Genomic DNA, 25494 nt, shown 5'->3' on the forward strand with positions numbered 1-25494 from the left:
CCTGCGCCTAGGCAAAGCGCGCGATGCGGGCGTGGCGGAATGGTAGACGCCGGGGACTTAAAATCCCCTGATCCTTGATCGTGCGGGTTCGAGTCCCGCCGCCCGCACCATTTCCCCCGCCTCGCCTCGCCTCGTGCCGCGCCGTGACGGTTAAGATCATCTTACCGAAATATCGGGATAATTTCGCGGTTTAGCGAACGGTCCTTTAACCTTTGCCATTGTAAACCGGATGGGTGGTAGAGCGGGTCCGCTTTTGGCGGCCGCTGCAAACGTCAGGAATGGCAAGGGAAACAGGCGTGAGCGATCTGGGGCAACATGGAATGTTCGGCGAGGCAATCGCCACCCATGCGGAACGGCGCAGTGAAGAGCGTTTTCCGATAATCCGAACGGCAAAGCTGGTTTATGGCGATGTCGAGATGCCCTGCGTATTGCGCGATATTTCGAACAGCGCGCTGCGCGTTCGCATCTATGAACCGATCCCCGACGACGTTAAAGGAATCGAGCTGGAATTCGGAGACGGCGACCGTCATTCGGTGGAGCTGGTGTGGCAGCGCGATGGCCATGCAGGCCTGCGCTTTCCAGAGTTTGCCGATCTGCGGTCGCTGGTCGGAGAGAAAGGCCCCTTCCGCAAGCGCGCCATCCGGATCGGCGTCGACTTGCCTTCGTCGGTCACGGTGCTGGGCACCAAGCACGAGGTCAAGATCGAGGATGTTTCGCATCAGGGCGCCCGCATCCGCTGTGACCATCCGCTATCCATCGGCCAACAGGTTCGCATCGCGGTGCCATCGCTGGGCGAGATCTATGCCGTGGTGCGCTGGCGCGAACAACCGGTCTATGGCCTGGCCTTCATCGAAACCTTCCGGTTCGAGGATGTGGCCCATATGGCCGGCAATCTGCAGGCGATTTCGCGCGTGTGGCGCCGGGATCACCCCCGCAAGCCGGTGGTGCGGCCCGCCGCAATGCAAAAGCGTGCCGTTAATTTCTGACGCCGCCGGGCAACGGCCCTTTCCCGTCAGAAATTAACGATAAAACCCGGCGAATCCCGCCACGTTAACGACCCTTTAGCCATTTTCGGTCAGATTTTGATCAAGGTCAGGCCGAAAGCTCCGGTCTGACGGTCGAATCAGGGGGTAACGTGGCTTTCTCGCAGAATTCCATCGGGTCGGGGCGAACACCGGAAAACAACGATCTGGCCGTCGATGTCGTCATCATCGGCGCGGGTCCGGCAGGGCTGACCGCGGGCTATCTGCTGACCAAGGCGGGCAAGTCGGTCGCGATCATCGAGAAAGACGAGACCTATGTCGGCGGCATCAGCCGCACGGTCGAACACGAAGGCTATCGCTTCGACATCGGCGGTCACCGCTTTTTTTCGAAATCGCAGGCCGTCGTCGATCTTTGGAACGAGATTCTTCCCGACGATTTCATCAGCCGCCCACGGATGAGCCGCATCTATTACGAGGGCAAGTTCTACTCCTATCCCCTGCGCGCGTTCGAGGCGCTGCGCAATCTCGGCCTGTGGCGTTCGGCCATGTGCATGGCCAGCTTTGCCAAGGTGCAGATGTTCCCGCGCAAGCAGGTGAAAAGCTTTGAGGACTGGACGGTTAACCAGTTCGGCGAGAAGCTCTATTCGATCTTCTTCAAGACCTATACCGAGAAGGTGTGGGGCATGCCCTGCGACGAGATGAGCGCCGACTGGGCAGCGCAGCGGATCAAGGGCCTGTCGCTGTGGGGCGCGGTGGTCGACGGGCTAAAGCGTTCGCTGGGCCTGAACAGGAAACCCAATAACGGCATGCAGGCCAAGACGTTGCTGGAGGAATTCCGCTATCCGCGCCTTGGCCCGGGCATGATGTGGGAAGCCGCGCGCGACCATGTGGAGGCTGGCGGCAACCGCGTGCTGATGGGCCATGCGCTGAAACAGCTGGCCAGCGACGGCGAAGGCGGCTGGCGGCTGGACGCGGTCACCACCGACGGGTCGGAACGGATCATCCGCGCGAAACACGCGATCAGCTCGGCCCCGATGCGTGAACTGGCCGCACGCCTGTCGCCCGTGCCCGATGCGGTGCTGGATGCCAGCGGCCTGAAATATCGCGACTTCCTGACCGTCGCGCTCAAGATCCGCAGCGAAGACCTGTTTCCCGACAACTGGATCTATATCCATGATTCGAAGGTTCAGGTTGGCCGCATCCAGAACTTCCGATCATGGTCGCCCGAAATGGTGCCCGACGAAACAGTGGCCTGCGTCGGCCTCGAATATTTCTGCTTTGAAGGTGACGGGCTGTGGGCATCGTCCGACGACGATCTGATCGCACTGGCGACAAGGGAGATGGAAATCCTTGGCCTCGCCAGCCGCGAAGACGTGATCGGCGGTTCGGTTGTGCGTCAGGAAAAGGCCTATCCCGTCTATGACGAGGATTACGCCGCCCGCGTGGCGGTGATGCGCGAAGAGCTTGAGGACAAGCACCCCACGCTGCATCTGGTGGGCCGCAACGGCATGCACCGCTATAATAATCAGGATCACGCGATGATGACCGCCATGCTGACGGTCGAGAATATCATCGCCGGAGCCCGCATTTACGACACATGGTGCGTAAACGAAGACGCCGAATATCACGAAGCGGGCCGCGAGGGCGAGGCACCTGCCTTTCCGCAGCATGCCGGCAATGCGCAGGACCGCGCCGCCGCGCTGTCGTCGATGCGCGCGGTGCCGATGCCAATCGCCGCTGACAGCACCGTCGAAGCGCGTGGGCGCGACGCGGCATGAGCCTGATCCGCGAAGCACGGCGCATGATCGCCTATGGCTTCGCCAGCGCGGTCGCGTTGGGCTTCGACATGGGTTCCTATCTGCTGCTGATCGGCGCAGGCATGGCCGCGCCTCTGGCAGCGGTATCCGGCTATTCGCTGGGCATCGTAATTCACTGGCTGGCATCCAGCCGCGTGGTGTTTGCCGGACGGGTTGCCGAAAAAGGGCGTGGCCGTTCGATGCAGATGGGCCTGTTCGTTGCCTCTGCGCTGGTCGGCCTGTCGCTGACATGGGTGATCGTCAGCATGGGTGTCGCCAGCGGCATCGATCCGCGCCTTGCCAAGCTGAGCGCAGTCGCCACCAGCTTCGTCGCCACATTCCTGCTGCGCGCGCGCTTTGTCTTTACCCTGCGCGGCGTGGGCGTGCCTGCGGATGAGGGGCGCTGACGCCATGATCCAGCGGGGCCGGACAGCATGATCGGGGAACGTCGCCGTCCGGTGATCGACCGCGATCTGGTCGTTCGCGCCACGCTGGCATGGCTGTTGATGGCCGCGCTGCTGGTGATCGCCGGATTGCCCGCGATCATGGGCCGCCAATTCAGCGAGGGCGACGATATCATGCGCCTGCTGGAGGTTCGCGACTGGCTGGCTGGACAAAGCTGGTTCGATGTCTCCCAATACCGGATCGATGCGCCGTTCGGTGCCGGAATGCACTGGTCGCGGCTGGTCGATGTGCCGCTGGCGGCAGTGATCGTCGTGCTGTCGCCTTTGTTCGGGCAGGCTCTGGCCGAACATGTCGCATCGGTCATCGTACCGCTGGGCACATTATGGCTGGCGGTGCTGCTGATTGGGCGGATCGCATGGCGCCTGTGCGACGAGGAAGCGACGGGCCTTGCCTGCCTTGCCGCCGCCATCGCCGCGCCGCTGCTGCACCAGATGCGGCCGATGCGGATCGACCATCACGGCTGGCAGATCGTGCTGTTCATGCTGGCGGTCAATGCGCTGATGGCGCGCGATGCGCGGCGCGGCGGGTGGATTCTGGGCGGCGCGCTGGCGCTGTGGCTCAATATCTCGATGGAAGCGCTGCCGATGGTCGCGGTGTTCGGCGCGATCCTGTTCGCGCGCTGGCTGCGTTGCTGGGGCGACCGCCAGTGGCTGGTCGCGATGCTGCAATCGCTGGCGGCCTGTTCGGCGGGACTTTACCTGCTGACGCGGGGGACTACCCCGTCGCTGCCGATGTGCGATGCGATGGCGCCTGCGCATATTGCCGCCCTGTCGATTATGGCCATCGCCGCCACCGGGCTGGGCCGGATCGAAGTGCCGCGACCGTGGATGTTCATGGTGCTGGTGCTGGGATCAGGCGCGCTGGCGGGTGTGATCGTGCTGCTGCAAATGGCGCCGCAATGCGCGGGCGGCAGCTTTGCGGGGATGGATCCGGTCGCCCATGATGTGTGGCTGGCCAATGTGATCGAAAGCAAGCCGCTGTGGCATCATCCGGTCACTCTGATCGCACAAATTCTGGTGCCGACCGCGATTGCCATTGTCGTATCGTTGCGGCTGGCCGCGCGCAGTGCCGACTGGCTGCACCGCTGGCATCTGGAATATACCGTGCTGCTGCTGGCCGCGTTGGTGCTGGCGGTCTTTCTGCCGCGTTCCAGCGGATTGGTCGCGGGGCTGGCCGCCGTGCCCATCGGCATGCAGATGAAGCAGTGGCTGCGCCAGCTGCGAAGCCTTGGCCGTCCCGGCAAGCAGGCGATGGCGGTCGCGGGGATGACGGCATCGCTGCTGCCCGCCATGCCGTTGACCGTGCTGATGCATGCCACCCCCAGTCACGCCTCCGCTGCAAAGGCAGCGCCCGCCATTGCGTCGGCCTGCGACGTGTCCGGCGTGCTGCCGTCACTTGGCGAAGATGCGGCCAATATCATGGCGCCCATCGATATGGGACCCGCGATCCTGATCGACAGCCCGCATCGCGTGGTCGCCACCGCGCATCACCGCGCGCATCGCGGCATTGGCGATACGATCCGCAGTTTCAGCGGACCCGCAAGCGATGCGCATGCGATCCTGATGAAACGGCGGGTCGGTTTTGTCATGCTATGCCCCGAAATTTCGGAAGTGCGCTTCTATCGCAACATGGGGCACGATAATCTCGCCAGTATTCTAACCGCAGGCGAAACGCCCGACTGGCTGATGCCGATCACCCACGACGGCGATCAGGGTGTGCTGGTCTGGCGGGTAATCGGGTAGGTCAGGCCGCGCAGGCGGCGCATGTGCCGCGCAATTCCACCACCGTGCGCAAATCCCCGAAACCGGCCGAACCGGCTGCCTGCCGCAACCCGTCCGTCAGCCGGTCGTCATCGATATGTTCGGCGCGCCCGCATTGGTCGCAGATCACGAAGATGCAATCGTGGCGGCAGCCGGGATGGCGGTTGACCAGATAGGCATTCGCGCTTTCGATCCGGTTGGCCAGATTGGTGCGCACGAACAGGTCGAGGATGCGATACACGCTATTGGGTGCGACCCGCTTGTCCCGCTCGCGCGTCAGCTCCTCGGCAATGTCATAGGCCGATACGGGCGCGGCGCTTTTCATCAGCTGGCCGAACACGGCGCTGCGCATATCGGTCCATTGCTCGCCCGCATCGGTCAACGCCGAACGCGCCGCGCGCTGCAGCGATTTGCCCGAGTGTTCCTCGTGGTCGTGACCCGAATGGTCGTGCGGAGCCAGGGTTTCATGAGACATTGCGCAAACCGAGATATTTACTGCGGGGCCCGCTGGCAAGCTTTCGCGGCGGCGTGGCGGATCAACCCCGCCGGAACGATGCGCGGTAATCGTCGGGGAACAGGGCCTGCAATGCCCGCACCTTGGGCGCGTCCCACCGCAGGATATAGGGGTGGCGCGGATTCTTTTGCGCAAAGTCCTGATGATAGGTTTCGGCAGGATAAAACCGCTTTTCCGCCTCGATCCGCGTGACGATCGGCCTGTCCCACAATGCGGCCTGTTCCAGCTGCGCGATATAGGCGCGGGCGACCTTGGCCTGCACGTCGGTCGTCGGCACGATGGCGCTGCGGTAATGGCGGCCGGTGTCGGGCCCCTGACGGTTCAGCTGTGTGGGATCAGCGACAACGGCAAAAAAGATGCGCAGCAATTCGTCATACCGCACCTTGGCCGGGTCATAGGTGATGCGCACAGCCTCGGCATGATCGGTCAGGCCTGCGCTGACTTTTTTGTAATCGGCATCGGCGCTCGTTCCGCCGTGATAGCCCGATACCGCGCTGGTCACGCCATCGACATGGCTGAACACCGCTTCCACGCCCCAGAAACAGCCGCCCGCAAAGATCGCGGTGCGCGTGCCGCCCGATTCGCGGGCCTGTATCTTGGCAGGGGGCGTCCGCACCGCCTCTTCGGCAGAGGCCGGAATCTGGCAGGCCGCAAGCCATGCGGCACCCAGCAACAGAAAGGGCGTGCGAATGATCACGCCCGGCACATTACAGGAAAACGGCGGCGATGGCATCCGATGCAAAGGGGAAGCCCGTCGTCGCGAACAGGCCCGCCGCGCCGATGGCAAAGCCGATCGAGAGATGGCGGATCATGTGCTTGTCGAGAATGCTCATGGCGATGCTTTCGCTTCAGTCTGGAATATGGTTACCGCTTCTACCGGCGGTCCACTGAAAAAAGGGTGAACGGCGCTGTCGTGCGCCGTTCATCAACGTAACCGATTGTCGCGGAAAACCGCCGCGATCAGTGGCGGAAATGGCGCATGCCGGTGAACACCATGGCAAGGCCGGCTTCGTCGGCAGCGGCGATCACCTCGTCATCGCGGATCGAACCGCCGGGCTGGATCACTGCGGTCGCACCCGCCTCTGCCGCCGACAGCAGGCCGTCAGCAAAGGGAAAGAACGCATCCGAAGCAACCGCGCTGCCCACGGTCTTGGGCTCGGTCCAGCCATAGGTGTCGGCGGCTTCCTTCGCCTTGACCGCAGCGATGCGCGCCGAATCGCGGCGGTTCATCTGGCCTGCGCCGATGCCTGCCGTCTGGCCGTCCTTTACATAGACGATGGCGTTCGACTTCACATGGCGCGCCACGGTCCATGCGAACAGGCAATCCTTCAGCTCCTGATCCGTCGGCGCACGCTTGGTGACGACTTTCAGATCCTTGGGATCGACATGGGCGAAATCGCGATCCTGCACCAGCAAGCCGCCTGCGATCACCACTTGCGAAACCCCGCGGCGGCGCGGATCGGGCAGCGAAGGCACGACCAGCAGGCGCAGGTTCTTTTTCCTGGCAAAGATCGCCTTGGCCGCATCATCCGCGCCGGGCGCGACGACGACTTCGGTGAAAATCTGCGTGATCTTTTCCGCCGTCGCCGCATCCAGCGGGCGGTTCACGGCGACGATGCCGCCGAATGCCGACACCGAATCGCACGCCAGCGCCTTGTCCCACGCCTCGGCCAGATTTTCGCCCACGGCGACACCGCAGGGATTGGCGTGCTTGACGATCACCACGGTCGGCGGGCCGTCCGCGAATTCGGCCACCAGTTCCAGCGCGGCATTGGCGTCGTTATAATTGTTATAGGACAGTTCCTTGCCCTGAAGCTGCTCGGCCTGCGGCAGGCCGACGACATGCGGCCCCTCGGGCACATAAAGCGCGGCTTCCTGATGCGGATTTTCGCCATAGCGCAGCGTGGTCACCAGCTTTGACGCCATGGCGCGGCGCGGCGGGAACTTCATCTGCTGGTCGGCATAGGCGAACCATTGGCTGATCGCCGCGTCATAGGCTGCGGTAGCGGCAAACGCCTTGGCCGCCAGCATCTTGCGAAACGCATAGCCGGTGGAGCCGTCGCCCGCGTCCATTTCGGTAATCAGCGCGCCGTAATCGGCGGGATCGGTCACGATCGAGACATAGGCATGGTTCTTGGCGGAAGAGCGCACCATCGAAGGGCCGCCGATGTCGATATTCTCGATAATCTCGTCGCGGTCGGACCCCTTGGCGACGGTTTCGACAAAGGGATACAGGTTGACGACGACCAGATCGATCGCGCCGATGCCGTGATCTTCCATCGCCTTGGCATGGGCGGCATCGTTGCGCACCGCCAGCAGGCCGCCGTGCACCTTGGGGTGCAGCGTCTTGACGCGGCCATCCATCATTTCGGGAAAGCCGGTCAGCTCCGAGATATCCCTGACTGCCAGCCCCGCATCGCGCAGCGCTTTGGCCGTGCCGCCGGTGGACACCAGCTCGACATTGCGGGCAGCCAGCGCCTTGCCCAGATCGACCAGCCCGGTCTTGTCCGAAACGGACAGCAGGGCGCGGCGGACGGTGACGGGGTTTTCCATGGGTTCGTGGCTTTCGTGACAGCGGCGCCTATGCGCCATATGTGCGCGTGCGCTTAGGCGCGGAGGCGCCAATCATCAACCGCCGATTGTGACGTTTCGGGAACGGGGACGCGAATCCGGCCCGTTTGGGCCAGCTTTCGCATCAGCCCATCTTGCGCAGCGACCAGTGGACCATGTCGCCCTCGCGCCCGACATCGCCGGTGACGACCAGTTGCAGCGTCTGGCGCGGCTGCCCCCCGCCATCGACCCACAGGCTGTCCTCTATCGCCAGACCCGGTTCGTCGACGCGGAACTGCCAGTATGTGCCATCGGGGAGCGCCAGCATCGCGCCGCTGCCGCCATCCTCTGTCTGCACGACGTGATCGGCCGCGACATTGGGGCCAAGGTGGAACCGGATCGCGAAATTATGGCTGCCGCGCCGCGCCCGCTTGCCGCGCGGCATCAACGCGTCCTGCCCTTCCAGGATGGACCCGTCATCGGCCAGCGCCAGCCGCCGTTCGTGATACAGCCCGTGCCGCGCGACATAGCCGTCGTGACTGGCGATCATGAGATGCGCGCCTTGCGCCCGTTCGCGGTCGAACGTGACCGATTTGACGCCGCTGCCCAGCCTGCCGTCGGCCTCGACCGCCGTCGAATCGCCTTCGCCCAACATCAGCGTGCTATGCGCGGCGGTAGAGCGCAGCCCTTCCTCGATCCGGCGCGGCACGGCCCCGCCCGCCATGGACGCGCCGCCGCAATTGACGAAAATACGCTCGGTCCCGTGGCTGAATTCGATGGCAAGGGTCGATGCGCAGCCGCCATGCGCCTCGCGCCCCGAAGGCGGGGGCGCGGCATCGAATTGCAGCACGGCCTGTTTCGCGGCGAGCCGCTGGAAACCCCAATGCCCAGCCTCTCGCAACGGGCGCGCATGCGGGTCCGCCGCTTCGCACAGGGTCAGCAAACGGCGCGCGCCCATCGGAGCACAGCCCTGCCAGCTGCCCAGCGACCCGTCGGCATGCGCCAGCGCCAGCAGGGGCGGTGTCATCAGCCGCAGCATCGTTTCGATCTGCGGAGGCGGTTCGCGGCGGCATGCGCGATAGCACGCGACCAGCCGCAGCAAGGCCGCTATGGTATCGATCTGGTCGTCGGGGCTGCGCGACAGCATGCCGCCATCCTCGCCCACCGCATCGCCCAGCGTGGCGATCAGCCCCGCCTCGCCATACAGGCGGCGCGGCTTGCCGTCGGGCATCAGAAGCCCTGCGGCGGTTAGCCCTGCCCATGCGAAAATCGCGTCCTGCGGCAGGTTGCGGCGGCGCGCCTGCCGGTCAAGCCAGAGCGCGGTATCGGACATATGACGCAGCAGCGCGGCGCGGAACGCACGATCCCCGCCCGACAGGATCAGCGGCGCATGCACCAGCCAGCCCAGCAGACGTTGACCCGCGACTCCTGCCTGCCACGCAGGCCCTTCGCCCACGACCGGATTGGCCAGCAGCCAGCGGCGCATGATGTCTTCGGCCACCGGGGCAAGCTTGTCGCGCGTGCCGGCGGCCTCCAGATCGGGAAGCCAGCTGAAACCATGGATCGCGCGCGCAATCGGCGGGGCCAGCTTGGCCGAGCTGAAATCAAGGTTCTCGATGCTCAGCCGTTTGCCCGCGATCAGGAAATGGCCCGCGCGCAGTGCCATGCCGGCGGGCCGTTCCCCCGGCAGCGGTTCGGCCACCGTCGCCAGCAGGCGCATCTTCGAAGGCTTGTGGAACGGGCGCACCAGATTGCGCGCCGAAATGCCGCGCGCATAGAGGAACCGCATCGTGCGGTCGATCGGCCCCAATGTCGGTGGCGACAGATCGGCCAGCCCCAGCTCTCCCTCACGCGGCGGGGGCGGCGCGGATGAACCCTCGGCATTCATACGCGAGGACGATCCCGAAGCCGGATCGCCCGCATCATCTTCCACCCAGCCGCCATCGCCGCCGGTGCGTGCCAGCGGAATGCCGCGCCGACTGGCCGGACCCGACAGCGATTCGGGCCCGTCGCGCAAATGGGATGGATGAAATGCCATCGGGTGATCAGTCTCCGCCCTTCAGCGCGGCGATATTGGCCGCATATTGCGAAGGCCCGCCCTTGAACGTGGCGCTGCCCGCGACCAGCACATCGGCGCCCGCATCGACGCACAGCCGCGCGGTTTCGGCATTGACGCCGCCATCGACCTCCAGCCTGATGTCGCGGCCCGTCTTGTCGATCATGCGGCGCACCGCCTCGATCTTTTTCAGTTGCGAGTGGATGAAACTTTGTCCGCCGAAACCGGGATTGACGCTCATCACCAGCACCAGATCGATGTCGTCGATCAGATAATCGAGCATTTTCGCGGGCGTAGCGGGATTGAGCGAAATGCCCGCCTGTTTGCCCAGCCCCTTGATCGCCTGCACCGTGCGGTGGATATGCGGCCCCGCCTCGGGGTGGACGGTGATGATATCGGCACCGGCCGCCGCGAATTCTTCCAGATACTGGTCGATCGGGCTGATCATCAGATGGACGTCGAAAATCTTGTCTGAATGCGGACGCAGCGCTTTTACCACGGCGGGGCCGATGGTGATGTTGGGCACAAAATGCCCGTCCATCACATCGACATGGATCCAGTCCGCACCGGCGGCGTCGATGGCGCGCACTTCCTCTCCCAAACGGGCGAAATCGGCAGACAGGATCGAAGGCGAGATGAGTGGTTTCGGCATGAATCACGATTAGTCCACAGGGGCGAAGCGTCACAAGCAACATAGCCGTTTTTTTCCACACGCTCCCTCCGGTTCGTCTCTTATGGAGACAGTTTCGCTGGCCGAGCCGGTCATCAATCGCGACCACCCGTGCCAATCGGCGCAAATGCGGTTAGGAACGCGGCGATGATCCGCTCGCTTTTCCGCCATGTGCCCGATCTTTTGCGCGCAATCCCGCCGTGGCAGATGACGGTTCTGATCGTCCTGACGCTCATGTCGGCTTTGACCGAGGGTATTGGCCTGCTGATGCTGGTCCCCCTGCTTTCGGCCCTGTCCGATGGACAGTTGGCGGCAGGGTTGCCCGATTGGGCGGCGGCGGCATCGGGCGCATTGGCATCGCGGCTGGGCCTTGCCGGACTGCTGGCGCTGTTCGTGACGCTGGTGGCGGCGCGGGCGCAAGTGAACTTCCGCCTCGCGCTGGTGCAGGCGCGCAGCCAGTATGCCGTGGTCGACGTCTGGCGCAGCCGCATCTATCGCGCGCTGCTGGCGGCGGGATGGCGGCATTTGTCGGCCATGCGGCAATCCGACAATATCAGCCTGCTGATCCAGCTGGTCGATACGATAGGCGATGGCATATTCCGCCTGCTGGTGCTGGCGACCAGCGTGGCGACACTGGCAGTCGTCTGGCTGGCGGCCCTTGCCCTGTCGCCCGTGACGGCGCTGGTGGGGGCCGCAGGCGGGGTCGTGGTCATGCTGCTGTTCGCTCGTTTTCGTCGCCGCGCGCGCGTCTTGGGCGGCGCTGTCATCCGCGAAGTCGGCGCTCTGCAAAGCGAGGCACAGGAATCGCTGGGCGCGTTGCGCCTGATCAAATCGCACGGGCAAGAGGATATGGCCGCGCTGCGCCTTGCCGAAAATGTCGGAGCCATGCGCCGTGCCCAATTGGCGATGATCGGCACGACAGCGGGTAGCCGCGCCCTGTTGCTGACGGGCGGTGCCATGGTGATGGCATTGGTTGTCTGGATCGCGTTTGCGCAAGGCGTGTCGCTGGCGGTCCTTTTACCGCTGATAGCATTATTCGCACGGTCTGTGCCGCTGCTCGACGCATTGCAGACGGGGTTGCAGCACTGGGCGCACGCCCTGCCTGCCATCGAACGCGCCGAATACCTGCTCGCCGGCGCGCAGGCCGCACGCGAGCCCGATTTGCCCGCTACTCCCGTTGCGCGCCCGAGGCGCGAGATTGCGGTGACCGGCGCGACCGTGCGCCATGCGGGGCGCGATTTGCCCGCGCTGGACGATGTTTCGCTCACCCTGCCCGTCGGGTCGATGACCGCGCTGGTCGGCCCGTCGGGCGCGGGGAAAAGCACGCTGGCCGACCTGTTCGGCGCGATGTTCGCACCCGATTCGGGCGGGCTGTCCCTCGACGGGGTGATGCTGGACGGCGCATCGCTGGTCGGATGGCGCCGCCGCGTCGCCTATCTGCATCAGGAACCGGTGCTGTTCCACGCGACGATCCGGCAGAACCTGACATGGGCCCGCCCCGACGCGGACGATGCGGCGCTGGCGGAAGCACTCGACAAGGCCTCGGCCCGCTTCGTGCTCGACCTGCCCGACGGGCTGGACACGATGGTCGGCGATGCGGGGCGGCGGCTGTCGGGCGGAGAGCGGCAGCGCATTGCCCTTGCCCGCGCCTTGCTGGGCGATCCGGCGCTGTTGATACTGGACGAGGCGACCAGCGCGCTGGATGCCGCGAACGATGCCGCCATCGCCCGCGCCATCGCCGCGCTAAAAGGGCAATGCACCGTACTGGTCATCGGCCATCGCGGGGCGCTGACCGGTCTGGCCGACCGTATCGTCACGGTGGAGAGCGGGCGGATCGCGGTCGTCAAACCTTCTGCCAGCTAAACGGCGAATTCAGCGCCTATTCACGGCATTTGCGACAAAAAGCACGCAATATGCGACCGGACTTGACGATTTTTCGCGCACCACCATCTGGCCGCCCGTTCCTTTTTTCCCTTCCGCAGCGGAGCCATTTTCGCATGACGCCGACCCCTGTTATCAAGCACCGCCGTTCGCTGGCTGCCAGCGGGATCGCCGCCCTGACTTTGGGCGCGGCGGCGCTGGTCCCTGCGCCCGCCATGGCCGCCCCGGCAGGCTGCGAAGGCGACACCAGCGGCGCAAGCTGGGTCTTTCTGGAAGCGCAGAACATGCGCAATGCCAAGGGCTGGCTGACGGTGAAAATCTATAACAATGCCGACGAATTTCTGGGCAGCGGCGGTTCGATGGACGTGATCCGCGTGCCCGCAAAGCCCGGCAACCAGCGCATCTGCATGAAGCTGCCCGAAAACGGCACCTATGCGTTCTTCGTCTATCATGACGAGGATATGGACAAGAAGCTCAACTTCAACTTCCTGAAAATGCGCCCGACCGAAGGTGGCGGCTTTTCGAACAATCCCGATATGGGCAGCATCCGCCGTCCCAGCTGGAAAGAAACCGCGATCCGCGTCTCGCGCCCCGGACTTGCTACGCGGGTGACGGTAAAATACCCGTAACCCGCCGGTTTCGCGCGCAGTTTCGGGCGGGCTTTGCCTGTCAGGCGGGGAAATGTTAGCCCTGTTTGCATGAACCTTCACACGACTCCATCGCATGGCGCCGCCCCCTCTCTGGCAGAGGCGGCAGAGGCGCTGGGCGGGGAGATCGTGGCGCTGCGCCGCGCGATCCATGCCGATCCCGAACTGGGTCTGGAAACCCCGCGCACACTGGCCAAGGTGAAAGAGGCGCTGGCCGATCTGCCGCTGGAATGGCGCGAAGGGCCGCAGACGACCGGCGCGGTCGCCGTGCTGAAAGGGCGCAATACAGGCCGGCGCGTCGTCCTGCGCGGCGACATGGACGCGCTGCCCCTGGCCGAGGAAACCGGCCTGCCCTTCGCCTCGCGCATCGACGGACGGATGCATGCCTGCGGACATGACGGGCACACCGCCATGCTGGCAGGTGCGGCGCGGTTGCTGGCGGCGCGCGCGCAGGACTTTGATGGAGAGGTCTGGTTCATGTTCCAGCCGGGCGAGGAAGGCTTTGGCGGCGGGCGCATGATGGTCGAGGACGGGCTGCTGACCGACGAAAACGGGCCGCCCGATGCCGGTTTCGCCCTGCATGTCATGCCCAATGCCCGCCACGGCCAGATCGCCTGCCGCGCAGGGCCGCTGATGGCAGCGTCCGATACGCTGCAGATCGTGGTGAAGGGCGCGGGGGGCCACGCCTCTCTGCCCCATGGCGCTGCCGATCCGATGCCCGTCGCGGCCGAGATCGTGACCGCGCTGCAATCCATGGTCACGCGCCAGTTCGACGCGGGCGAACCCGTCGTCGTCACCGTTACAAGGATCGAGGCAGGGCATGCCGACAATGTCATCGCCGACAGCTGCATCATGCGCGGCACATTGCGCACCCTGTCGGAAGAAACCCGCAGCCGCCTGCCGCAAGTGATCGAGCGTCTCGCGACGAATATCGCCGCCGCCCACGGGCTGTCGGCCGAAGTGACGGTCAGATCCGGCTTTCCCGTCACGGCCAACGATCCGCGCGCCTTTTCCCTCGCGCAGCAGGTTGCCACACGCGAATTCGGGGCGGAAAGCTTTCAGGTGCTGGACCGGCCGCTGATGACGGCAGAGGATTTCAGCTATGTTTTGAAACATGCGCCCGGTGCGATGCTGTTCCTTGGCGTTGCACGCGAAGGCGATGACTGGTCGCAATGCTGCGGCCTGCATTCGCCGCGCATGCATATGGACGAAACCGCGCTGCCGCGCGGCGCGGCGCTGCTGGCCGCGCTGGGGCTGGAGGTTTTGCAGAAAGGCCTTTCCACATGACCACCCCCGACGGATCGAACCTGCCCCGGATCGACATCGGCCGGATCGAATCCGACATCAACGCCATCGCCCGCTTCGGCTTTAACGAAGAGGATCGCGGCGTGTACCGGCAGGGTTTTTCGGCGGAAGACATGGCCGCGCGCCAATGGCTGCGCGACCGGATGGAAGACCTGGGGCTGGCGCATCGCATGGATGGCGCGGGCAATGTGATCGGGCGTTTCGGCGGCGGATCGTGGGACGATAAAGACGCCAAACCCGCCATCGTCATCGCCTCGCACCTCGATTCCGTGCCCGCGGGCGGCATTTTCGACGGTGTGCTGGGCGTGGTCGCGGGGCTGGAAGTGATCCGCACCATGCAGGACGCGGGCATTACCCCGAACTATCCAATCGAAGTGATCGCCACCAGCGAGGAGGAAGGCCGGTTCGGCGGCATGCTGGGCGCGCAGGCGCTGACCGGCAATCTCACCCGCGAATGGCTGGAAAACGCGGCGGACGAACATGGTCTTGCCCTGAAAGACGCCATGGCAGAGGCGGGGCTGGATTACCTTCAGGCCCTGCACGCCTATCGCCGTCCCGAGACATTGCATGCCTTTCTGGAACTGCATGTCGAACAGGGGCCCGTTCTGGATACCGAAAAAACCACCATCGGCGTGGTCGAGGGGATTTCGGGCGTGTTCAAATGGATGGTCAAGCTGAAGGGCAAGGCCGATCATGCGGGCACCGCGCCGATGCACCTGCGGTCCGACGCGCTGATGGGCATGGTCGATTTCGCGCATGAAATCCCGCGTATCATCGACGAGGAAGGAACCGACAAAAGCCGCATCACCATCGGCCATGTCGCGCTGAAACCCGGATTTCCGCATACCGTGCCGGGCGAAGCCGATTTCACCATCGTCGGCCGCGATCTGGACGAGGACGTGATGAAGCGCCTTGCCGATGCCTGTCGCAAGGTGCTGGAATCGATCTCGCGCCGCCACGGGCTGAAATTCGATTACGAACAGATGAGTTGGCTTGCCCCCGCCTATTGCGACGAGGGGATCGTCGCCATGATAGAGCGGAATACCAAGGCGCTGGGCTATAGCTATAAGGTCATGCCGTCGGGCGCCGGGCACGACGTGCAATTCTTCACCGCGTTGACCCGCACCGGCCTGATTTTCGTGCCCAGCGTGGGCGGCATCAGCCACGCCCCCGACGAATGGACGCATTGGTCCGATATCGAGCGTGGTGCCCAGCTATTATGCAATTGCGTGATGGAACTGGCATGCGCCGCGGAACAGCCATTGCCGGTGGGCCAGCTTGCGTCGGGCTAGACGGCGGCGAACAGGCCCCATAATTGCTGCCCTGCCAGCACCACGAACAGCAGGGCCGAACCCGCCAGCATCACGTTCGACAGCCAGCCGTTGCGCGCCTCTGCCGGCAGCGTCCTGCTGTTCAGCAGCAGCAACAGGGTGATCGCCAGAAACGGCATGAACAGTGCCCCGAACGCGCCATAGATCACCGCCAGCAGAAACGGTTGCTGCGCAAACAACAGCACCATCGGCGGAAAGGTCAGCCATGCGGCATAGGCGCGGAACGGTGTGCTGCGTTCGGGCGGGCCGTCGCCCTGCGGCCGGTCGAAGAACTGCACGTACCAGTCGGTGAAAAACAGGCTCATCCCGTGCCACACGCCCAGCACCGACGAAAAGGCCGTGGCGGCAAAACCGACAAGAAAGGCCGTGGCAATCGGCCTGCCAAAGCGGTCTTCCAGCACATTCGACAGGTCGAGCAGACCCCTGTCCCCGCTCTGCAAGGCGATGCTGGCGGCATAGAGCAATTCCGCGCCCACGATCATCATGGCCACCACGAAAACGCCGGTCAGAATATAGGCGACGGCATTGTCCACCCGCATCAGCGGCAGCCAGCCGGTGCCGTTCCAGCCCTTGGCCTGCGCCCAATAGCCATAGGCCGCGGTGGTCACCGTGCCCCCGACCCCGCCGATCAGGCCCAGCGTATAGAACAGCGAGTTTTCGGGCAGCGCAAAGGCCAACCCCGACAATAATCGGGGGACATCGGGCGCCGCCAGTGCGGCAAGGCTGACGATCACGACGAACATCACGCCGACCAGGATCTTGATCAGCCCCTCCAGCCGGTCATAGCGGTTGAAGAAGACGAATGCGAAACCCGCCAGGCCCGTCAAGATCGCCCAGCCCGTCAACGGCAGCACCGGAAACAGGGCAGCCAACGGCAGGGCGGTCGCGCTCATCGCGGTGGCGCCATAGATGAAGCCCCAGATCACCACGTAGATGCCGAAATACCAGCCGGTCCACCGGCCCAGCGATTGCCAGCCCGCCAGAATGGTCGATCCGGTGGCAAGGTGATAGCGCGCCGACCCTTCGGACAGCGCGACCTTGACGATACAGCCGACGATGGCCGCCCACAGCAGCGCATAGCCGAAACGCGACCCCGCGATCAGCGTAGCGACCAGATCGCCCGCCCCCACGCCGGTTGCGGCCACGACGATGCCAGGGCCGATGTGGCGCCAGATACTGCCAGACGGTTGCGCGCTCATAGACGAAGTTTCAGATCAGCTCCTCGATCGCGTGCAGGGCGATCGCATGGTTCAGGATGATATCCTTGCGCGTATTCGCGGTGTGATCGTCCGATTGCTTGTATTCGGCAATCGAGGCGCGCAGCTTTTCCTCGTCGAAAATGCCGTGCAGGGCGATTTTTTCGGACGACAGCCATTTGTCGAGCAGCATGTCGATCTCGCGCCCCTTTTCCTCGCTGGTATGCGCGGGCGGCGCCATGAAAGCGAATTTCTCCCGCTTGTAGAGCACTTCGGGCAGCACGTGCTTCATCGCCTCGCGCACCACCCATTTCTCGATCCCGTCGCGGATGCGGACGCTGGGCGGGATGCGCATGGCCAGTTCGGCGACATGGTGGTCGAGGAAGGCGGGGCGCGATTCAAGGCTGTTGGCCATATCCACACGGTCGCCGCCCCAGTTCAGGATCTGCCCCTCCAGCATGGTCTTGATCCAGCTGTACTGCACCTTGTCCAGCACGTGCCGCCCGTCGAGCATGTCCTTGTCGAGCGAATAGGCAATCGCCGCGACCGGATCGTAACCGTCAAGCTTTGCGAGAAACTCATCCGACAACAGCGGTTTGACCCGTTCGTAGACCAGCATCCACGGCTGGATCCAGCTGGGGGTAAAGCCCATCACCTCTTCGAATGCGGGGTGGCTGATCGTCTGTTCGGCCAGCACGGAGCCGGAGAAAATCTTGTTCCGCTCCTTCATCTCCGCGCCTGCCGCTGTTTCGGCATAGGCGGGATCGTGCAGGAAATAATCGGCCTTGAACTGGGCATAGCCGCCGAACAATTCATCGCTGCCTTCGCCCGTGATCACCACCTTATAGCCGTTTTCGGTCACATGCTTCGACATCAGCATCTTGGCGACGCCCAGCGTGTTGTAAAAGGTGCGTTCCGAGTAATAGACCGCATCCTCGAAATTCTTGCCGTAAAGATCGGTGGCGGACACGCGCAAAATATCCTGATCGGCGCCGACCATTCTGGCCATTTCGGTCGCGATCGAGGTTTCGTCGTATCGAGCATCGTCAAAGCCGATGGTGAACGCCTTCACCGGCGATTGCTGGATCGCCGCCGCCATGCCGAGGATGGAGCAAGAGTCGATCCCGCCCGACAAATAGCAGGCAACGGGCACATCGGCCTCCAGTCGCAGGGCGATGGATTCGACCAGCGCGCGGCGCACATTCTCGATATGCTCCTCATCGGGCAGATCGTCGTGCTGGCCATCAAGGGGGAAGTCGGCATCCCAATAGCGGCGCTCGTCCACCTCGAACCCGTCGCCGGTCTTCCTGATGATCAGCATATGGCCGGGCTTGACCGCCTTGATGCCCTTCCACAGCGTCATGCCGGGCACCATGACCTGCATCATCTGGTGCAATTGGGCCTTGGGATCCAGTTCGCGCGGCACATCGGGATGGGCCAGCATCGCCTTGATCTCGCTGCCCCAGAACACGCCATTTTCACCCACATGGTAAAACAGCGGCCTGATGCCGAACCGGTCGCGCACCAGAATGAGCTGCTCCTTGGTCTTGTCAAACAAGGCAAAGGCGAATTCGCCGCGCAATTCATGCACGAAATCAAGGCAATGCTTGTCATACAGTTTGATCGCCAGCTCGCTGTCGGACTTGGTGTTAAAGCAATAGCCGTCGGTGCGCAGCAGGCCGCGGATGCGCTTGTAATCATAGAATTCGCCATTGGCGGTCAGCACCAGATCGCCGGTGCCGTCATCGTCGCGCCCGAAGATCGGCTGGTCGCCCGAATTCAGCCCGATGATCGAAAGCCGCGTGTGGATCATGGCAAGTCCATGCCGCTCATCGACATGGAAACCGCGCCCGTCCGGCCCGCGATGATACAGCGCGTCGGCCATTTTCTCGGCACGGGCCATGGTTTCGGGATGATGATCGCGGGCCCAAAGCCCGGCAATTCCGCACATGGGCGATCCTTTACTTGATATGCTCGCGTTACTGGATGAGTTCAGGTTACTTGATGAGTTCTCTGGGCACGATGTTCCGCACCCGTCCGAATATGGCGAGCAGCAGCGCCTGACGCAGCCAGACCGCGCCATCCGCCTGATTGAAATAGAGGTTGTGATCGGTGTTATCGAGGCACACGCCCAGCTCCTCCCCGCGGGCCAGCGGGTGCAGGATGACCGTGTCGGGCTTCATCTGGCTGTCTGCCGACAAAGAGAATTCGTCCCCGAAGAAGCGGTAGCCGTCGCCCAGAAAGGCAATCGCGTTCATATAGATGACGTCGAGATATTCGAGGCTTTGCTTCAGATTCCGGCTGAAATCGATGGTGATCGGGCTGGCATTGGTCAGCGCGCGCAATTCATCGCCCAACGGGTCCGCCATTTCCGAAAAGATCGTGATATGGTTGATATTCCTGTGAAACAGCAGCGCCAAAGTGAGAAAGCTTTTCACCGTGCGCATGTTTCCAGGCGTGCCGATGATCCCGATGGTCAGCCGGAATTGTTCGGGCAGCTCGCCAAAGGCCAGCTCGGGCCGCCATTTCATCAGTGCATACCAGTCTGCCAGCGCCTGTGTCGGATGTTCGTCTGACCCGTTGCCGCCGTTGATCAGCGGGATGCGCATATATTCGGTCAACTGTTGCAGCGCTTCCTGCTGCGTGTGCCGCACCACCACCACATCGGCATAGGAATTGAACATCTGCCCGATGTCGCGCATCGATTCGCCCTTGGCGACGCCGGTGGTCTTGGCATCGGCAACGGACAATGTCTTGCCGCCGACATGCAGCATGGCGCTTTCGAACGACAGGCGCGTGCGCGTGGACGGTTCGAAAAAGGCGGCCGCCATGATCTTGTCGTCCAGCGCATGACCCGCCGGAAACTTGCGCAATTGTAGATAGGCCGCCAGCTTGGACAATTCCTGCATCAGCGGCAGATCGAATTGCGCCGCCGACAGGATCGAACAATGGTGCAGCCGGTCCAGCACATCCAGATCGAGCTTGGGCGACATGTCCAGCAAATCATTGGGATCGGGGCAATTGCCCAGAACCCCCGCCTTGCGTGCGGGATCGGCGCGATGGTCAAGCTGGCTGGCGGATTGGATATCGTTCACCAGATCGACCCCGATTTCGCATCCCTGACCAGCATCGCCGCCAGCGCGGTGGCCGATATGGCGCACCAGCCCAATGCGGCCCAGACCGCGACTTCAAGGAATCCTGCAGAAAAGCTCATGCGTCCTCCTTCAACCGCGCCCAATCGAACCGGTTCCGGCCCATCGCACTGGCCGCCAGCACCCAGACCATGGACACGGCGGTGGCAATCGTCGTCGCGACGAACCAGCCGATGGTGAAATAGCATATCAGCCCCGCGCCCGCGCCCAGCACCATACCGCCCAGCGCGCCCGCCGTATTCGCGCGCCGCCAGTACAGTCCGGTGATGATCGGAAAGATCATCGCCCCCACCAGCGGGCCGGCGAAAAACAATACGCTGGCCAATGTGCCGATGCGCGGCGCGCACAGCGCCCATGTCAGCACGCCCAGTGCCAGTGTGATCCATTGCGCCGCGGATTTCAGCGCCGCGGGCGAGGCATCGGGCCGGATCAGGCGGCGCCAGATATCTTCAGTGACCAGATCGCTGGTTGCCGCCAGCAGGCTGTCGATACTGGAGGCGAGCGAGCAGAACACGATGATGAAAATGCCCACCGCCCCCGCCGTGCCCAGCACTTGCGCGATCACCAGCGGCGCGACCATGTCGCTGGACGGTACGGCCACGCCCAGCGACCCCGATGCCAGCGCGATGAAACCGGCGGCAACCGGAATGGGCAGCCAGATCAGCCCGCCGATCAGAAACGCCTTGCCGCCAACCCCTTGGCGAAAGGCAAAGGCGCGGCTCCACCACACATTATTGTGAAACACCTCTCCCAATCCGAACAGCAGATTGTTGAAGATCGCCATGATCGCGGCGGGGAACAAGACGTCGAGCAGGGCAGGCTTGTTCGCGGAAAGCTCGGCGTGGATTTCACCGACCGACACTTGCGACAGGACCGCGACGCCCACGATGACGATGCCGATGATGATGATCAGCGTCTGGATGAAATCGGTCCCGATCACCGCGCCCAGCCCGCCGCGCATGGTGTAAAGCACGCACACGCCAAGGATGACCGTCATTCCCCAGACGTAATCGATGCCGGCCAGCGCCTCCAGCAATATGCCGCCTGCCATCGCCATGCTGACCAGCCATGTCAGCGAGTAGAACAGGGTAAAGACCAGAAACACTGCCCATGCCGCCCGGCCGTATCGCAGGCGGAAGAAATCGCCGCTGGTATAGCCATGGGGCATCAATGTGCGAATACGCACCGCCAGCGGCGCGAACAGGATCAGCCCCAGCGATGCCGTGGAATAGGCGATCATGCCCCACACGCCCAGTTCCAGCGCGAATTGCGGGGCGAGCATGGTGGTGTTCGACGTAATCCAGGTGGCCGCTGCCGTCGCCGACCCCAGCGCCAGCCCGACATTGCGGCCCGCCAGCGCGTGATCCTCAAAGCTCTTGTTCCGGCGGCCCCAGTAAATGCCCAGCCCCACCCACAGCACGCTGAACAGCGCGAGCAGGATCCAGCCGAGCGTGGGGTCGAGGAAAATCGTGCGTTCAGTCACCGCGGCTACCCCGCAGGATCACCGCCAGAACGGTCAGGAACACGACACCGCCCAGCAAGGTCAGCAAAAGCGCGCGCGACAGCGACTGATGGCGCACTTCCAGCACCAGCTCGTCCGTTACCGCGCCATGTTCGGGCGCGATGCTGACCGTGTAATCGCCATCGGAAAGGCCGGAAAGAAACAGCGTCTCTCCGCGGCCGCCGAACAGCGGGCGGGCGTTGCCGTCCGGTCCGGCAATGGCGATTTCGACGGGACCGTCCGCCTGCCATGTCAGGTTGGCCTGACCGGTATCGCTGGCAAGGGGATCGTCGCCGGTAAAAACAGGCTGCGCCATGGCGCCGGGAATGGACAGAGCGGGGACGATCAGGGCGGGAGCGAGCAGAGATGCGGCCAGCGGCACCAACCCTGTGCGGGCGGCGCGTGCCACAATAGATGCCCTGCGTTCTGCGATCCGGCTTGCTCCGTTTCCCTGACTTTCGCAACCGACCTATCAAAGCTGACCCGCAAGGGCCACCGGCAGCGGGCATTTTATCCCGCTGCCGATGTTTGCCCGACAACTTGAACCTGATTCAGCCCAGGGTGGAGAGAAAATGGTGGTTTCTGAGAACCGGCGCGCAGCGTACTAAAAGTACGTGAGCACCGGAAGCGCAGGAAACAGCCATTTGCAGCCCTCCATGGGCTGAATCCTTAGTCCGCGAGGGACTTGTTGATCTCCTCGACCATCTTTTTGGCGTCGGAAAGCAGCATCATGGTCTGGTCCATATAGAACACGTCATTGTCGACACCGGCATAGCCGACGCCGCCCATGCTGCGTTTCAGGAAAAAGACCTGTTTCGCCTTGCCCACGTCGAACACGGGCATGCCGAAGATGGGCGAGGACTTGTCGGTCTTGGCCGCCGGATTGACCACATCGTTCGCGCCGATGACAAAGGCCACATCGGTCTGCGCAAACTCGCCGTTGATGTCCTCCAGCTCGAACACCTCGTCATACGGCACATTCGCTTCGGCCAGCAGCACGTTCATATGCCCCGGCATGCGGCCCGCCACGGGGTGGATCGCATATTTGACCGTGACGCCCTTTTCTTTCAGCAAATCGCTCATCTCGCGCAGCACGTGCTGGGCCTGTGCGACCGCCATGCCATAGCCGGGGATGATGATGACCTGTTCGGCCTGGCTCATCATAAAGGCCGCGTCCTCGGCGCTGCCGCGCTTCCACGGCCGGTCGACCTTGGCACCGCCGCCCGCACCGCCGCCGCTGTCGTCGGCACCGAAACCGCCCGCGATCACGCTGATGAAGCTGCGGTTCATGGCGCGGCACATGATGTAAGACAGGATCGCACCCGATGCGCCGACCAGCGCGCCGGTGATGATCATGGCCGTATTGTGCAGCGTAAAGCCCATCGCCGCCGCCGCCCAGCCCGAATAGGAATTGAGCATCGAGACGACCACCGGCATATCCGCCCCGCCGATCGGGATGATCAGCAGGAAACCGATGATGAAGGCCAGCAGCAGGATAACGGGAAACACCCATTCCGGCGCCGGATTGGCATGCGCGAACATCGCCGTCAGGATCAGGATCGCCGCAAGAGTGCCCAGATTGATCACGTGCCGCAGGGGCAGCATGATCGGCGCGCCGCTCATATTCCCGTTCAGCTTCAGGAAGGCGATGACCGAGCCGGAGAAGGTGATCGCACCGATCGCCGCGCCCAGCGCCATCTCGACCCGGCTGACCGGGCTGATGACCAGCGTTTCAAGGCCGCTGGCATCCCAATGCGGCACCAGAATCCCGAACGCACCCGGATTGGCATAGGCTGCGCCCGCCACCAGCACGGCGGCAAGACCGACCAGCGAGTGGAACGCCGCCACCAGCTGCGGCATGGCGGTCATCGCGATCTTGCGCGCGATGACGAAACCGATCGTGCCGCCGAAGAAGATGGCGATGCCGATTTCGGGAAGGCTGGCAATGTCATGCGTGACCAGCGTGGTGACCACGGCGATCAGCATGCCGACCATGCCGTAACGGTTGCCCGCACGGCTGGTTGCAGGGCTGGAAAGCCCGCGCAGCGCCAGAATGAAGCAGACGCCCGCGACCAGATAGGCCAGCGCGACCCACGGGTTCACGCCATGCGTATCCGCGCCCGCGGCGGCAAGGAAGTTCATGAGGTTCATGCCTCACCTCCTTCGGCCTTCTTGGGGGCACGCGGTTCTTTTTTCTTGTACATCGCCAGCATGCGTTCGGTGACCGCAAAGCCGCCGAAGATATTGACGCTGGCCAGCACCACGCCGACCAGACCCAGCCATTTGGCGACTACGCTGCCTGCCTCTGCCGAGGCGATCAGCGCGCCGACGATGATGACCGACGAAATGGCATTGGTCACCGCCATCAGCGGCGTGTGCAGCGCGGGCGTCACCGACCACACCACGTAATAGCCAACGAAGCACGCCAGCACGAAAATCGACAGGATCGCGATAAAGTCCATGTCCGTTCTCCCCCTTAGCCCAAAAGCCGTTCGTGGACGATCTTGCCGCCCTGCGTCAGCCGGATGGCATTGCCGATTTCCTCATCCAGAACCGGCCCGCCCGCTTCCTTGTCCCAGAAGGCAGAGACGAAATTGAACAAATTGCGCGCAAACAGGGCCGATGCGTCGGCCGCCAGATGCGCGGGGGTGTTGGAAAAGCCGATGATCTTCACGCCATGCTTTTCGACGGTCTGGTCAGGGACCGACCCCTCGACATTGCCCCCCTGTGCGACGGCAAGGTCAAAGATCACGCTGCCCGGTTTCATCGTGGCGATCTGCGTATCGGTGATCAGGCGGGGCGCGGCGCGGCCCGGGATCAGCGCGGTGGTGATCACGATGTCCTGCCTGGCGATATGGCTCGATACCAGTTCCGCCTGCGCGGCCTTGTATTCCTCGCTCATCTCGGTGGCATAGCCGCCGCTGCCCTCGCCCTCGATCCCAGCGACTTTCTCGACGAAGATCGGCTTGGCTCCCAGCGACTTGATCTGCTCTTTCGTGGCGCTGCGCACATCGGTGGCCGATACCTGCGCGCCAAGGCGCTTGGCCGTGGCGATCGCCTGCAAACCGGCCACGCCCACGCCCATCACGAAGACGCGCGCGGCCTGAACCGTGCCTGCTGCCGTCATCATCATCGGGAATGCCCGCCCATATGTATTGGCACTTGCGATCACCGCCTTGTAACCGGACAGGTTAGATTGGCTGGACAGCACATCCATCGATTGCGCGCGGGTAATGCGCGGCATCAGTTCCATGGCCAGCGCTTCATAGCCTGCCGCCGCATAGGCATCGGTCAGCGCGCGGTCGCGGAACGGATCGAACACGGCGGCGATCCTGGCCCCCGCCTTCGCGCCCGAAAGCACCGCCACATCGGGCGCCTGCACGCCGAATACCCAGTCCGCGCCCGCGATGGTCGCAGCCAGATCGCCGACCTGCGCCCCCGCTTCCCGATAGGCTTCGTCGGTAATCGCGGCGTTCAGCCCCGCCCCGCTTTCCACCCTGACCGTCGCGCCCAGCGCGATCAGTTTCTTTGCCGTTTCCGGGCTCAGCGCGACCCGTGTCTCGCCATCGGCACGCTCTTTCAGCGTGGCGATGACGGGGCCTGTCGCGCCGCCGGCAACATCATTGGCATTGGCCATGCCTGTCGTTCCCTCTTTTATTTTTGGTCAGCGGCCTGTCGCTCTCCAGT

At 63.7% G+C, this 25494-nt stretch carries 23 protein-coding genes and 1 tRNA gene; 9 read left to right on the plus strand and 15 right to left on the minus strand.

The features are described from left to right. Positions 1 to 25 precede the first annotated feature (25 nt). From LOZ77_RS13115 to LOZ77_RS13135, 5 genes are all read left to right on the plus strand, one after another. Positions 26 to 110, plus strand: a tRNA-Leu gene (locus LOZ77_RS13115). 186 nt (positions 111 to 296) lie between these two features. After that, positions 297 to 986 (plus strand): PilZ domain-containing protein, encoded by a 690-nt coding sequence (locus LOZ77_RS13120; RefSeq protein WP_230279455.1) that lies wholly within the window; start codon positions 297 to 299, stop codon positions 984 to 986. Between the two features lie 149 nt (positions 987 to 1135). Further along, entirely contained in the window at positions 1136 to 2761 is a 1626-nt protein-coding gene (locus tag LOZ77_RS13125; protein ID WP_230279456.1) for an NAD(P)/FAD-dependent oxidoreductase, read from the plus strand. Further along, positions 2758 to 3186, plus strand: coding sequence for a GtrA family protein (locus LOZ77_RS13130; RefSeq protein WP_230279457.1), 429 nt, complete (start codon positions 2758 to 2760; stop codon positions 3184 to 3186). Before LOZ77_RS13125 ends, LOZ77_RS13130 begins: the two co-directional genes overlap by 4 nt. Before the next feature lie 27 nt (positions 3187 to 3213). Next, positions 3214 to 4986, plus strand: coding sequence for a hypothetical protein (locus tag LOZ77_RS13135; protein WP_230279458.1), 1773 nt, complete (start codon positions 3214 to 3216; stop codon positions 4984 to 4986). Between the two features lies 1 nt (position 4987). Here the strand turns inward: LOZ77_RS13135 and LOZ77_RS13140 are convergent, their stop codons facing one another. The 6 genes from LOZ77_RS13140 to rpe all read right to left on the minus strand — a co-directional run bounded on the left by LOZ77_RS13140 (position 4988) and on the right by rpe (position 10776). Continuing rightward, positions 4988 to 5479, minus strand: a complete 492-nt coding sequence (locus LOZ77_RS13140; protein ID WP_230279459.1) for a Fur family transcriptional regulator — start codon at positions 5477 to 5479, stop codon at positions 4988 to 4990. A gap of 61 nt (positions 5480 to 5540) precedes the next feature. Next, complete coding sequence (gene msrA / locus LOZ77_RS13145; protein WP_230281871.1) at positions 5541 to 6209, minus strand: peptide-methionine (S)-S-oxide reductase MsrA; 669 nt, start codon at positions 6207 to 6209, stop codon at positions 5541 to 5543. Between the two features lie 16 nt (positions 6210 to 6225). Further along, the gene (locus tag LOZ77_RS17850) at positions 6226 to 6351 is read right to left on the minus strand and encodes a hypothetical protein (RefSeq protein WP_255671130.1); all 126 of its coding nucleotides are present in this window, start codon (positions 6349 to 6351) and stop codon (positions 6226 to 6228) included. Positions 6352 to 6478: 127 nt separating this feature from the next. Then, entirely contained in the window at positions 6479 to 8071 is a 1593-nt protein-coding gene (purH, locus tag LOZ77_RS13150; RefSeq protein WP_230279460.1) for a bifunctional phosphoribosylaminoimidazolecarboxamide formyltransferase/IMP cyclohydrolase, read from the minus strand. Between the two features lie 142 nt (positions 8072 to 8213). Then, positions 8214 to 10106: a heparinase II/III family protein gene (locus tag LOZ77_RS13155; RefSeq protein ID WP_230279461.1), complete on the minus strand. Its 1893-nt coding sequence runs from the start codon at positions 10104 to 10106 to the stop codon at positions 8214 to 8216. Positions 10107 to 10113: 7 nt separating this feature from the next. Further along, positions 10114 to 10776 (minus strand): ribulose-phosphate 3-epimerase, encoded by a 663-nt coding sequence (rpe, locus tag LOZ77_RS13160; protein ID WP_230279462.1) that lies wholly within the window; start codon positions 10774 to 10776, stop codon positions 10114 to 10116. Between the two features lie 165 nt (positions 10777 to 10941). On the opposite strand from rpe, the gene LOZ77_RS13165 reads away from it, so the two are divergent. The 4 genes from LOZ77_RS13165 to LOZ77_RS13180 all read left to right on the plus strand — a co-directional run bounded on the left by LOZ77_RS13165 (position 10942) and on the right by LOZ77_RS13180 (position 15919). Further along, entirely contained in the window at positions 10942 to 12657 is a 1716-nt protein-coding gene (locus LOZ77_RS13165; protein ID WP_230279463.1) for an ABC transporter ATP-binding protein, read from the plus strand. A gap of 134 nt (positions 12658 to 12791) precedes the next feature. Further along, positions 12792 to 13304 (plus strand): DUF2141 domain-containing protein, encoded by a 513-nt coding sequence (locus LOZ77_RS13170; RefSeq protein ID WP_230279464.1) that lies wholly within the window; start codon positions 12792 to 12794, stop codon positions 13302 to 13304. Between the two features lie 69 nt (positions 13305 to 13373). After that, positions 13374 to 14609, plus strand: a complete 1236-nt coding sequence (locus tag LOZ77_RS13175; RefSeq protein WP_230279465.1) for a M20 family metallopeptidase — start codon at positions 13374 to 13376, stop codon at positions 14607 to 14609. Beyond that, on the plus strand, positions 14606 to 15919 hold the full coding sequence (locus LOZ77_RS13180; RefSeq protein WP_230279466.1) for a Zn-dependent hydrolase: 1314 nt from the start codon (positions 14606 to 14608) through the stop codon (positions 15917 to 15919). Before LOZ77_RS13175 ends, LOZ77_RS13180 begins: the two co-directional genes overlap by 4 nt. Here LOZ77_RS13180 and LOZ77_RS13185 read toward each other — a convergent pair. From LOZ77_RS13185 to LOZ77_RS13220, 9 genes are all read right to left on the minus strand, one after another. Further along, a complete protein-coding gene (locus LOZ77_RS13185; RefSeq protein WP_230279467.1) occupies positions 15916 to 17157 on the minus strand; it encodes an Nramp family divalent metal transporter in 1242 nt (413 codons plus the stop codon). The two genes, LOZ77_RS13180 and LOZ77_RS13185, sit on opposite strands and share 4 nt — an antisense overlap. Positions 17158 to 17167: 10 nt before the next feature. After that, positions 17168 to 19105, minus strand: coding sequence for an asparagine synthase (glutamine-hydrolyzing) (gene asnB, locus LOZ77_RS13190; RefSeq protein WP_230279468.1), 1938 nt, complete (start codon positions 19103 to 19105; stop codon positions 17168 to 17170). Positions 19106 to 19151: 46 nt separating this feature from the next. Further along, positions 19152 to 20249, minus strand: a complete 1098-nt coding sequence (locus LOZ77_RS13195) for an aspartate carbamoyltransferase (protein ID WP_230279469.1) — start codon at positions 20247 to 20249, stop codon at positions 19152 to 19154. Further along, entirely contained in the window at positions 20246 to 20368 is a 123-nt protein-coding gene (locus tag LOZ77_RS17855; RefSeq protein WP_255671131.1) for a hypothetical protein, read from the minus strand. The genes LOZ77_RS13195 and LOZ77_RS17855 overlap by 4 nt, the downstream gene beginning before the upstream one ends. Beyond that, entirely contained in the window at positions 20365 to 21789 is a 1425-nt protein-coding gene (locus LOZ77_RS13200; protein WP_230279470.1) for an urea transporter, read from the minus strand. Before LOZ77_RS13200 ends, LOZ77_RS17855 begins: the two co-directional genes overlap by 4 nt. Next, positions 21782 to 22216, minus strand: coding sequence for a hypothetical protein (locus tag LOZ77_RS13205; RefSeq protein ID WP_230279471.1), 435 nt, complete (start codon positions 22214 to 22216; stop codon positions 21782 to 21784). The genes LOZ77_RS13200 and LOZ77_RS13205 overlap by 8 nt, the downstream gene beginning before the upstream one ends. Before the next feature lie 260 nt (positions 22217 to 22476). After that, complete coding sequence (locus LOZ77_RS13210) at positions 22477 to 23958, minus strand: NAD(P)(+) transhydrogenase (Re/Si-specific) subunit beta (RefSeq protein WP_230279472.1); 1482 nt, start codon at positions 23956 to 23958, stop codon at positions 22477 to 22479. Beyond that, entirely contained in the window at positions 23955 to 24269 is a 315-nt protein-coding gene (locus LOZ77_RS13215; protein ID WP_230279473.1) for an NAD(P) transhydrogenase subunit alpha, read from the minus strand. Before LOZ77_RS13215 ends, LOZ77_RS13210 begins: the two co-directional genes overlap by 4 nt. 14 nt (positions 24270 to 24283) lie before the next feature. After that, the gene (locus tag LOZ77_RS13220; RefSeq protein WP_230279474.1) at positions 24284 to 25444 is read right to left on the minus strand and encodes an NAD(P) transhydrogenase subunit alpha; all 1161 of its coding nucleotides are present in this window, start codon (positions 25442 to 25444) and stop codon (positions 24284 to 24286) included. Between the last annotated feature and the right edge of the window lie 50 nt (positions 25445 to 25494).

It is taken from the genome of Croceicoccus sp. Ery15, assembly GCF_020985305.1.
Classification (GTDB): Bacteria; Pseudomonadota; Alphaproteobacteria; order Sphingomonadales; family Sphingomonadaceae; genus Croceicoccus.